Genomic DNA, 532 nt, shown 5'->3' on the forward strand with positions numbered 1-532 from the left:
CGCTCGCCTCGAAGCAGCAATCTCCGGCCGCGCCAGCGAAGACGGAGACGGCGGCGCACGCGCCGGCCGCCCGCCGGGCCAGGCCGCGATGGACGGGGGGCTTGTGAACTTGCGTCGCTGGCTCCGCTATCGCGCCGCTCTGAAAAGGCGCAAGGCCCGGCACGCCAATCCGATGCTGCGACTGCTCGCGGCGATGAGGCGCGAGTCTCGCGTCTCGCCGCCGCCCTCGACTTCGACGCCAGGGTTCCGGTGCGGGTACGTCATGCTTCAGCTGGCGAAGGAGCGGCGCGACGCCGGTTTCCCACCGCGATGAAGCGCCTATTTAACGTCATCATAGCCGCCGCCACTAGACGGGGCCATTGCCGCAAAGACGCGCAGTGGTGGCTCCCGTATCGCGATGGTTCGTCTCGGTCAGGCCCCAAGTCCGGGGCAGATCAAGTGACTCGGCATGGAAACGTCTGTATGTGGCGGACTCTGGCGACGATAGACTAGCCTAGCTACTTTCCGGCGCAAAAATGCCGTTTTGAGATTC

General features: G+C 66.0%; 1 protein-coding gene. It reads left to right on the plus strand.

Annotated features, from left to right (window positions below; translation table 11 throughout):
* The coding region (locus tag APY03_RS45000) for a hypothetical protein (RefSeq protein WP_232324531.1) at window positions 1-313 on the plus strand (313 nt) is incomplete at its 5' end.
* Window positions 314-532 lie beyond the last annotated feature (219 nt).

Origin of the sequence: Variovorax sp. WDL1, assembly GCF_001541225.1 — a bacterium.
Taxonomy (GTDB): domain Bacteria; phylum Pseudomonadota; class Gammaproteobacteria; order Burkholderiales; family Burkholderiaceae_C; genus Variovorax.